Raw genomic sequence first — 9809 nt, 5'->3', positions numbered from 1 at the left:
CGACAGCCCGCCACCGGGGTCCGGCAGCACGGGTACGCCCCAACCTCGGGCCACCGGCTCGCCGGTGACCAGGCACACCCGCGCCACCGCGGCGGCGGCGGCGAGCACGTCGACGAGCATCGCCTCGGCGACCGCGCGGCGCAGCCCGACCGGCAGGGCCAGCCGGCTCTTCGCCCGGTCGAGCCGCTTCACCGGCACCAGCACCGTCCACTCCGGCAGCGTCACCGCGGGTCCGGGACGGAGAGCAGCGGCAGGACCTTGGTGCTGTAGAGACTGAGGAACTGGGCCTGGTCCGGGCCGGGAGCGTGGAACACCAGGTGCCGGAAGCCCAGGTCGAGATACTCCTGCACGCGGGCCGCGTGCTCGGCCGGGTCGGCGGAGACGATCCAGCGGCTGGCCGCCCGGGCCAGCGGCAGCGCGTCGGAGCGGCGCTGCATCTCGATCGGGTCGTCCACCCCGGTCTTCTCCTCCGGCGTCAGCGCCAGCGCCGCCCAGTGGGCGGTGTCCCGCAGCGCGCGGTCCGGATCGGTGTCGAAGGAGACCTTCACCTCGATGGTGAGGTCGAGCGCGTCCGGGTCCCGCCCGGCGCCGGTGGCGCCCTCGGCCACCGCCGGGAGCAGCCGGTCGGCGTACAGGTCCCGGCCCTTGCCGCTGGTGCAGATGAAGCCGTCGCCGAGCCGGCCGGCGAGCCGTGCCGCCACCGGGCCGCCCCCGGCCACGTAGAGCGGCACCGGCTGCTCCGGCCGGTCGTAGACGGTGGCCCGGTCGGTGCGGTAGAACCGGCCGGCGAAGTCGACCCGGTCCTCGCGCCACAGCCGCCGGATCAGCTCGACCGCCTCGGTCAGCCGGGCCAGCCGCTCCGCCGGCGGCGGCCACGGTGCGCCGAGCGGGGCCTCGTTGAGCGACTCGCCGGAGCCGACGCCGAGCACCACCCGCCCCGGCGCCAGGCAGCCCAGGGTGGCGAACGCCTGCGCGACCACCGCCGGGTGGTAGCGGAACGTCGGCGTGAGCACGCTGGTGCCCACGACGATCCGCCGGGTACGGGCGACCAGCGCCCCCAGCCAGGGCAGCGCGGCCGGGGCGTGACCGCCGTCGTGCCGCCACGGCTGGAGGTGGTCGCTGACGAAGACCGAGTCGAACCCGTGCTCCTCGGCCCGGACCGCGTACTCCAGCAGTTGCCGCGGGCCGAACTGCTCGGCGGAGGCCTTGTAGCCGAACCTGACCATCTGCCACCCCTGTCTGTCGGTGGCTCGACGATCTCCGGTGCGGTTCGGGGCGGCCTCGAACCGCGGTCGAGACCGGGCGGTGTTGGAAGGTGATCAGTGTCCACTTGCCGACCGGCCGCGCGTGCGCCGGCTCCTATGGTCCGCTCGTGACGCTTTCCACCACCGCCGCGGACCGGGCGTGGGTCCGCGAGGTGGCGACCGGGATCGGCGCGCTGCGGGGGCGCGCGCTCGTCGACACCGTGCTCGCCGCCGTGGCCCACCGCCTGCGCAGCGAGCTGTCCACCTACGCGGAACTGGACCTGGCCACGCTGCGCCTGCCCGACCTCGCCGCGGACCGGCCGGTCGACCGCACGCTGGTGCGGCGGATGCACCACCAGCTCACCGACCATCCGCTGTTCGCGCCGACCGTACGCCGGTCGCACCCGTACCCGGCGGGGCCGCTCCAGGTCACCGACGTGCTGTCGGAGCGGCAGTGGCGGCGGCACGCGCTCTACCGCGAGGTGTTGGCGCCGCGGGGCATCGGCGCGCACACGGTCGCCCTGGTGGTCGGCCCGACGCCGGTGTTGAGCTGGTACCAGTTCAACCGGGACCGGATCTTCGACGCGCGTGAGATGGACCTGCTCGCCCGGTTGCAGCCGGCGCTGATCGCCGTGCACCGGTGCGTGCGGCTGCCCGGCGGGCCGGTGCCGCCCGGCGGCGCCGGCCTGACCGGGCGGGAGGTCGAGGTGCTGCGCGGCATCGCCGACGGCCTGACCGTGCCGGCCACCGCGCGCCGTCTCGGCCTGGCCGCCGGCACCGTGCGCAAGCACCTGGAGAACGTGCACCGCAAGCTGGGCACCTCCGGGCCGGTCGCCACCGTCATGCGGGCGGTGGCGCTCGGCATCCTGGAGGTGCCCGGCCCGCGCGCCTAGATGGTGGCGCAGGGCAGCGGCGCGTTGCGGCAGGCCTGGATCAGCGAGGCCACCTCGACCTGACCGATCCGCCGGTCGGCCAGCACCACGTCCACCACGAACGCGGTGTCGGTGACCGGCAGGTCCACCACCACGTCCGCCTCCTTCGCCCGGGGGGTGTCGTGGGCCTTCTCCTTGCTGCCGTAGACCCGCGTCGCCAGCGGGTCGTCCAGCCACAGCGTGTCCAGCACGGCCCCGCCGGAGTCCCGGACCACGAGCTGGAACGGCCCGCCCGTGCCGCGCAACGACGAGGCGAACCCGCTGTCGATCTCCAGCAGGTTCGGCGTGGCGGCGCGCGCCGACACGCGCAGCCCGAGCCGCAGATGGGTGCCGGTGGTCGGGTTCGCCGGGTCGACGGTCGGCGCCGGCACCACCGGCGCCGCGCCGGCCGCGGTGGTCCCGGTCCGGGTGGCCACCGCGGCGGCGCTCAGGAACGGCACCGTGAGCGCCGCCGCGAGGAGGATCCGGATCCGTCGGTTCAGCATTGCCCTCTCCCGCATCGTGCGAAGGTCGCCTCGGCGGCCCGGATGTCGTCGGCCCGCTCGACCGAGTTGTCGATCATGACGTCGGCCATTGGCCCGTCGCTGCGCCACCAACCGGTCGGGCTCACCCCGTCGGTGATCTCGTTGCAGGTGCGCGCGTCCGACCCGCCGCGCTGGCAGGCCGACAGCGAGGGGTAGGTGTTGCGCCCGTCGCCGTAGGAGTAGCCGCCGTCGCAGCAGTACTCGTCGCCCTCGTGGTAGGCGCTGTGGTGCAGTTCGTGCCAGCCCACGATCGGCGAGTCGGCGCTGAACACCGTGCCGGAGGCGTTGTCCCGGCAGTTGACGGTGTGCAGCACGCCGTTGGTCTCGGCGAAGCTGACCGGGCTGAACGGCCCGCGCCGGCACAGCGCGTCGCCGTCCGGGCTGACCGTCACCTCGACCGGCACGTTCTGCACCCAGATGCCCACCTGGGACCAGTGCGTGCCGATCGAGCTGGGGAACACCCGCGAGCGGATCCCCAGCAGCTGCCACGCGTTGTCGTCGACGGCGTTGCCGAACTGCCGCGCGCCGTCCAGCGTGGACGTGTCGTAGCCGCTGCCGGGCGCGTACGCCACGTCGATGGTCTGGTTGAGCGGCCGGGTGTTCACCCGCCCGTCCGAGCCCACCACCGCCGGCACGCTGGCCCGCCACAGCGGCACCAGGGTGACCTCGGGACCCTGCGACGGATCCGGCGGGTTCAGGTCGGTGATCCGCCAGTCCGCGGTCGCGGTGCGCATCTCCGGCACCCCGTCCGCCTCGCTGGCGGTGACGCGGTACGCGACCGCCTCCCCGGCGAGGATGTCCGACGGGATCACCGCCTGGCACTCGGTCGTCTGCACGCAGGTCTTCACCACCCGGGGCGCCAGGGTGACCGGACGCCCGATCCAGCCGGCCGGGCTCATCTCGACGGTGATCCGGGCCGCCGGTCGCGCGGTGTGGTCGGCGGCGACCACCTTGGCCCGGATCGACGTGCCCGGCACGGCCTGCGGGTTGACCGCCGGGACGCCCGGTTCGGCCAGCGCGTACACCTCCAGGCCCGGCGGCGGGTCGCTGACCGGCACGACCCGCGAGGCGGCCGGGAACGCGCGGCCGTCGTCGGCGGTGCCCTCCAGCGTGAACGTGTAGCTGCCGGGGGTGGCCCAGGAGCCGTCGGCGTGCCGGCCGTTCCAGGAGAACGAGAGCGGGCCGGCGGCGCGGCGCTGGTCGGCGGTGCGGTACACCTCGGTGGCGCCGCGCAGCACCCGCATCCGGAACGTCCCGGCCGCCGAGGCGACCGCGCCGATGACGATCGGGCCGCTGCGGTACTGCCAGTTGGTGGCCGGTTGGCTGGTTATGCCGGTGAAGGCCAGGCCGACGCGCTGGATCACCCGCGCCTGGGTGGTGCGCGCCGAGGCGCCGTCGACCGGGTCGGCGACGGTGATCGTGTATCCGCCGACCGCCGCGTACGACCCGTCGGACCAGCGACCGTCCCAGGTGACGTTGAAGATGCCGCCGTAGAACGGCGCCTCGAACAGCACGAACGACGCCCCGGTCGCCTGCGCGGTGACGGTGAACCGCAGCGCGGAGGGCACCGACAGGGTGCCGCTCACGGTCAAGGTCTCGCCCAGTCGCGGGTCGAACTCGCGGGGCGTGCCGCCGGGCGGCGGCGACGAGATGGCGATGGCGGTGGGCCGGGGTGACACCGACACGGTGAAGATCGCCCGGGAGGGGCCGCCGCTGGTCGTCCACCGGGACGTGCCGGACCGGCCGCCGAGCAGGTTCGTCGTCGCCCAGTCCTTGGCCGTACCGGCGTTGAGGTCGGCCTGGTCCCGGCTGCCTCCCTCGGTGGAGTCGTCCTCCCACAGCTCGAAGTTGACCCGGAAGTTGCCGGTCACCGAGCGCCCGGCGCAGACCGTGCTCGGGGTGACGATGTCCGTCCCGCCGGCCGCCGGCAGCGCCATCTCGCACCGCAGCTGCTGGCCGTCGTCCTGCGTGACGATCGCGACGCCGAAGAGTTCCGGGGTGTCGCACACGACCAGCCAGACCCGGTCCAGGCACTCGGTGGTGTGCATCTCGTCGACGGTCACCGTCACCGTCGAGCCGTAGCTCGCCGCGGCCGGCGTGGCCGGCAGCGCGGTGGTGACGGCGGCGCCGACCACCATGGCCAGCGCCGCCGCCAGGAACGGCCGCAGCCGTTGACGTATCCGTTTCACGCGCGTTCCCCCCTCGTCCGCCGACGCCCGCCCTGGGTTCGGCGATGACAACGTCGCGGATCGGGGAGGCAGGGGCGATACGCGCATGCGCGTACCGGGAATGTCGTCGACGGGACTGCGGACCCGCCCCGGCCGTCCCGGCCCGGGGCGGGCCCACCGCGCTAGAAGTCGTCGTCGAAGGTGACGCTGCCGGTGACACCGACCTGGTACGCCGACACCCGCCGCTCGAAGAAGTTCGACAGCTCCTGCACGTCCTGGAGCTCCATGAACGCGAACGGGTTGCGGCTGCCGTACATCGGCGCGATGCCGAGCGCGGCCAACCGCCGGTCGGCCACGTGCTGGAGGTACTCGCGCATGTCGGCCGGCGACATCCCGGACACGCCCTGCTCCAGCAGGTCCTCGGCGAACTGCGCCTCGCACTCCACCGCCTCGGCGAGCATCTGGAGGACCTGCCGCTCCATCTCCTCGTCGAACAGGTCCGGCTCCTCGGCGCGCACGGTGTCCACCACGTCGAAGGCGAACGCCATGTGCATGGACTCGTCCCGGAACACCCAGTTGGTGCCGGAGGCCAGCCCGTTGAGCAGGCCCCGGGACCGCAGGAAGTAGACGTAGGCGAACGCGCCGTAGAAGAACAACCCCTCGATGCACGCGGCGAAGCAGATCAGGTTGAGCAGGAACGCCCGCCGGTCCGCCTGCGTCCGTAGCTCCCGCAACTCGTGGATCGAGTCGATCCACCGGAAGCAGAACTCGGCCTTGCGGGCGATCGACGGGATGTTCTCCACCGCCGCGAACGCGGCGAACCGCTCCGTCTCGTCCGGCACGTACGTGTCCAGCAGGTTCAGGTAGAACTGGACGTGCACCGCCTCCTCGAACAGCTGCCGGGACAGGTAGAGCCGGCCCTCCGGGGAGTTGACGTGCTGGTAGAGGTTGAGCACCAGGTTGTTGGCGACGATGGTGTCGCCGGTGGCGAAGAAGGCCACCAGCCGCGACACCAGGTGCCGTTCGGCCGGGGACAGCGACGCCAGGTCGGCCAGGTCGGCGTGCAGGTCCACCTCCTCGACCGTCCAGGTGTTGCGGATGGCGTCCTTGAACCGGTCGAAGAAGTGCGGGTAGCGCATCGGGCGCAGGGTCAGGTCCATGCCGGGGTCGAGCAGCATGGGCCGGGTCTCGGTGGTGGTCACTGGCAGGCCTCGCAGCTCTCGGGGTTCTCCAGGGAGCAGGCCAGCGCCTCGTCGTCGGCCACGACGAGCGGTGCGATCGCCGGGGTCACGGCGACGGTGGCCTGCTGGATCCGGGTGGCGGGACGGGACCGCAGGTAGTAGGTGGTCTTCAGCCCGGCCTTCCAGGCGTACAGGTACATCGAGGAGAGCTTGCCGATTGTCGGCGCGCTCAGGAACAGGTTCAGCGACTGGGACTGGTCGATCCAGGGCGCCCGGGCGGCGGCCAGGTCGATCAGCGCCCGCTGCGGCAGCTCCCACGCGGTGCGGAACAGCTCCCGCACCTCGGCGGGCAGCTCGGTGACGTCCTGCACCGAGCCCTCCGCGCGCTTGATCCGGTCCCGGATCTGCGGCGTCCACAGCCCACGCGCCTTCAGCTCCCGCACCAGGTACGTGTTGACCTGGAGGAACTCCCCGGACATGGTCTCCCGCTTGAACAGGTTGGACACCTGCGGCTCGATGCACTCGTAGCAGCCGGCGATCGACGCGATGGTGGCGGTCGGCGCGATCGCCACCAGCAGCGAGTTGCGCAGGCCGTGCGCGGCGATCCGGGTCCGCAGCGCGGCCCAGCGCCCGACCTGGGTCGGCTCCGCGCCCCACAGGTCCGGGTGCAGGTCACCCTTCGCCGCCCGGGTCCGGTCGTACGCCGGGTGCGGGCCGAACCGTTCGGCCAGCCCGGCGGAGGTCTCCAGCGCGGTCAGGAAGATCTCCTCCTGCACCCGGGTGGACAGCTCCGACGCCGCCGCCGAGTCGAACGGCAGGCGCAGCGTGAAGAACGCGTCCTGCAACCCCATCAGGCCGAGCCCGACCGGCCGCCAGCGCGGGTTCGACGCCGCCGCCTGCGCGGCCGGGTAGTAGTTGATGTCGATCACCCGGTCGAGGAAGACCACCGCGGTACGCACCGTGGCGCGCAGCTTCTCCCAGTCCACCCCGGCCGCGGTGACGTGCGCGCCGAGGTTGACCGAGCCGAGGTTGCACACGGCGGTCTCGGCGTCGTCGTTGACCTCCAGGATCTCGGTGCACAGGTTCGACAGGTGCACCACGTTCCCCGGCTCGCCGGTCTGGTTGGACAGCCGGTTCGCGGCGTCCTTGAACGTCATCCACCCGTTGCCGGTCTGCGCGAGCGTGCGCATCATCCGCCCGTACAGGTCCCGGGCCCGGACCGTGCGGACCGCCCTCTTCTCGGCCGCCCGGTACGCGGCGTCGAACGCCTCGCCGTACAGGTCGGGCAGGTCCGGCGCGTCGGACGGGTCGATCAGCGACCACTCGCCGTCGGCCTCGACCCGCCGCATGAACTCGTCCGGCACCCAGTTGGCCAGGTTGAGGTTGTGCGTGCGGCGGGACTCCTCGCCGGTGTTGTCCCGCAGCTCCAGGAACTCCTCCACGTCCGGGTGCCACGGCTCCAGGTAGACGCACGCCGCGCCCTTGCGCCGGCCGCCCTGGTTGACCGCCGCCACCCCGGCGTCGAGCGTCTTGAGGAACGGCACGATGCCGTTGGAGCGGCCGTTGGTGCCCCTGATCAGCGCGCCCCGGCCCCGGACCCGGGACCAGGAGATGCCGATGCCGCCGGAGAACTTCGACAGCTTCGCCACCTGGTGGTAGCGCTCGTAGATCGAGTCCAGCTCGTCGCGGGGGGAGTCGACCAGGAAGCACGAGGACATCTGGGTGTGCCGGGTGCCGGAGTTGAACAGCGTGGGGGAGCTGGGCAGGTAGGCCAGGCTGGACATCAGCCGGTAGAAACCGATCGCCTCGCCCGCGGTGTGGGACAGGCCGCAGGCCACCCGCAGCAGCCAGTACTGGGGCGTCTCCACCACCAGCCGCGTCTGCGGGTGCCGCAGCAGGTAGCGGTCCGCCACGGTCCGCAGCCCGAAGTACTCGAACCGCAGGTCACCGGCGGGGTCCACGGCGTCGTCCAGCTTGCGGGCGTGGCGCGAGACGAACGCGGCGGTCTCGTCGCCGATCAGCCCCAGCCCGTGCCCGTACGCGACGGACTGGCTGAAGCTCGCCACCTGCTGCCCGCGTACCTCCTTGTCCACGAACGCGGCGAGCAGTCGGGCCGCCAGCCGGGAGTACTGCGGCTCCTCGCCGATCAGCTCCGCGGCGGTCTGGATGGACAGCCGGTCCAGTTCGGCGGTGGTGGCGCCGTCGTACAGCCCGCTTATCGTCTTCGTGGCCACCCGCAGCGGGTCCACCTCGTCCAGGTCGGCGACCCACCGCTCGACCGCCTTGACGATCTTGTTGACGTCGACCGGCTCGACGTCGCCGTTGCGCTTGCGCACCCGCATCACGGGCCGGCGCTGCTCCGGTCCGCCCACCTCGGACGGTGGACTCTCCTGCACGACCGTCATGACCTCTCCTCGCTGTCACCGATGGCCTCGGACGGCGGGAGGACGCCAACGGGCACGGCGCAGGGACGGCCCGGCTGCTGGCGTCGGTCGTCCCGCGCGACCTCCGACCGCCGCGCGCGGCAGCGCACGGCGCGCTGGCAGGTCTTCGGACTCGCGGGCACGACACGGGGTCGCCTACTGGCCGTCGCTTCCCAGGCCGGGTGGCCCAGTGCTTCGTTGACGGCGGTCGTTCCCACTCACCGCTGCGGGGCAGTCCCGGACTTGCACCGGGTTCCCTCTTGCGACACCCGGCCGTGGCCGACCGGGTGAACCAGCTGCGGTGAACACCATATATGGCGGTGGTGCCCCGTAGGCAACACCACATGTCGCGTCCGCGTGTCGGAAACGTCTCAGCGTCCACGATGGCCCCGACGGGTGCCCCGCCATGGCGGGCGCCGGTGTCGACGGCGATACTCGGCGCATGGCGAATCTGGGGCGCCGCTGGGCGTGGGTCGCGGTCCTGCTGGTCGGCGTCGGGCTGTTCCTGCTGGTGCTGGAGACACTGGCCGGCACCAGGAACATCAACTTCGTGCCGGCGCTGATCCTGCTCGGCGCCTCCATCGCACCGGCCACGTTCCTGACCTTCGCGCAGGGCCGCACCGGCCGGTGGCGGGTCCCCGGCTCGGTCGTCGGCCTCGCCGCGTTCGTCGGCGGGGTGGTCGGTGTCGTCGCGGCGGGCTGGCTGGAGTACGACACCCTGCACCGCCTCGGCGTGCTGCCGATGGTGTTCGTCGGCCTGATCGAGGAGACGGCCAAGCTGATCGTGCCGGTGGCGATCCTGCTGCTGTGGCGCCGGCACCGGTCGCCGGGGGAAGGGCTGGTGATCGGGGTGGCCTCCGGCGCCGGCTTCGCCGCGCTGGAGACGATGGGCTACGCGTTCACCGCGCTGGTCGGGTCGCAGGGCAACCTCGGCACGGTCGAGCAGACGCTGCTGATCCGTGGCCTGACCGCGCCCGCCGCGCACCTGTCCTGGACCGGCCTGACCGCCGGCGCGTTGTTCGCCCTCGCCGCCGCGCCCGGCGGGCGCCGGCTGGCGGCGTTCCTGCTGACCTTCGCCGCGGCGGTCACGTTGCACACCTGCTGGGACACGTTCGGCACCCAGGCGGCCTACCTGTTCATCGGCGGCGTGTCGCTGGGCTGGATCCTGGTGCGCCTGCACCTGGACCGGGAGCGGCCCGGCGAGGTGCCGCCGGCTCCGGTTGGTGCGCCGCGGCGGGTCGACGACGGGCGCTACACCCTGACGGTGCGGGCCGCCAAGGGCTCCGCCGCCACGACCCGGACGGTAACCTTCACCGTCGACAACGGATCCGCCACCC

7 protein-coding genes, 1 pseudogene and 1 riboswitch are annotated in these 9809 nt (G+C 73.0%); of the genes and pseudogenes, 2 read left to right on the top strand and 6 right to left on the bottom strand.

All coding sequences use genetic code 11. The features are described 5' to 3' along the window. Together HUW36_RS17580 and fgd are read right to left on the bottom strand one after the other, a co-directional pair. Positions 1–225 (bottom strand): annotated as a pseudogene (locus tag HUW36_RS17580) (2-phospho-L-lactate guanylyltransferase); the annotation flags it as partial. Further along, complete coding sequence (gene fgd / locus HUW36_RS17575; RefSeq protein WP_174529168.1) at positions 222–1226, bottom strand: glucose-6-phosphate dehydrogenase (coenzyme-F420); 1005 nt, start codon at positions 1224–1226, stop codon at positions 222–224. The gene fgd and the pseudogene HUW36_RS17580, both read right to left, overlap by 4 nt. Before the next feature lie 146 nt (positions 1227–1372). Here fgd and HUW36_RS17570 point away from each other — a divergent pair, with 146 nt between their 5' ends. Then, positions 1373–2137: a helix-turn-helix transcriptional regulator gene (locus tag HUW36_RS17570; RefSeq protein WP_174529167.1), complete on the top strand. Its 765-nt coding sequence runs from the start codon at positions 1373–1375 to the stop codon at positions 2135–2137. Here HUW36_RS17570 and HUW36_RS17565 read toward each other — a convergent pair. From HUW36_RS17565 to HUW36_RS17550, 4 genes are all read right to left on the bottom strand, one after another. After that, positions 2134–2661, bottom strand: coding sequence for a hypothetical protein (locus HUW36_RS17565; protein ID WP_174529166.1), 528 nt, complete (start codon positions 2659–2661; stop codon positions 2134–2136). The genes HUW36_RS17570 and HUW36_RS17565 overlap by 4 nt on opposite strands. After that, positions 2655–4889 carry a flagellar hook assembly protein FlgD gene (locus tag HUW36_RS17560; RefSeq protein ID WP_174529165.1) on the bottom strand — a complete coding sequence of 745 codons (2235 nt, stop codon included), beginning with the start codon at positions 4887–4889 and terminating at the stop codon, positions 2655–2657. Before HUW36_RS17560 ends, HUW36_RS17565 begins: the two co-directional genes overlap by 7 nt. Before the next feature lie 161 nt (positions 4890–5050). After that, a complete protein-coding gene (locus HUW36_RS17555) occupies positions 5051–6046 on the bottom strand; it encodes a ribonucleotide-diphosphate reductase subunit beta (protein WP_174529169.1) in 996 nt (331 codons plus the stop codon). A 20-nt stretch (positions 6047–6066) separates the two neighbouring features. Continuing rightward, positions 6067–8454 (bottom strand): ribonucleoside-diphosphate reductase subunit alpha, encoded by a 2388-nt coding sequence (locus HUW36_RS17550; RefSeq protein ID WP_174529164.1) that lies wholly within the window; start codon positions 8452–8454, stop codon positions 6067–6069. A gap of 118 nt (positions 8455–8572) precedes the next feature. Continuing rightward, a riboswitch (cobalamin riboswitch) is annotated at positions 8573–8784 on the bottom strand. Between the two features lie 130 nt (positions 8785–8914). Here HUW36_RS17550 and HUW36_RS17545 point away from each other — a divergent pair. After that, positions 8915–9809 (top strand): PrsW family glutamic-type intramembrane protease (locus HUW36_RS17545; RefSeq protein WP_174529163.1); only part of this gene is annotated, 895 nt, incomplete at its 3' end.

This window comes from Micromonospora maritima (genome assembly GCF_902825405.1).
GTDB classification, from domain to species: domain Bacteria; phylum Actinomycetota; class Actinomycetes; order Mycobacteriales; family Micromonosporaceae; genus Micromonospora; species Micromonospora maritima.
Note: the sequence above shows the minus strand (reverse complement) of the source record. Positions and strands in the feature narration are given on the sequence as shown.

What these genes read in the sequence shown, in the direction of transcription:
- HUW36_RS17565 (WP_174529166.1), bottom strand. Translation starts at nt 2,661, where the DNA reads ATGCTGAACCGACGGATCCGGATCCTCCTCGCGGCGGCGCTCACGGTG.
- fgd (WP_174529168.1), bottom strand. Translation starts at nt 1,226, where the DNA reads ATGGTCAGGTTCGGCTACAAGGCCTCCGCCGAGCAGTTCGGCCCGCGG.
- HUW36_RS17550 (WP_174529164.1), bottom strand. Translation starts at nt 8,454, where the DNA reads ATGACGGTCGTGCAGGAGAGTCCACCGTCCGAGGTGGGCGGACCGGAG.
- HUW36_RS17555 (WP_174529169.1), bottom strand. Translation starts at nt 6,046, where the DNA reads ATGCTGCTCGACCCCGGCATGGACCTGACCCTGCGCCCGATGCGCTAC.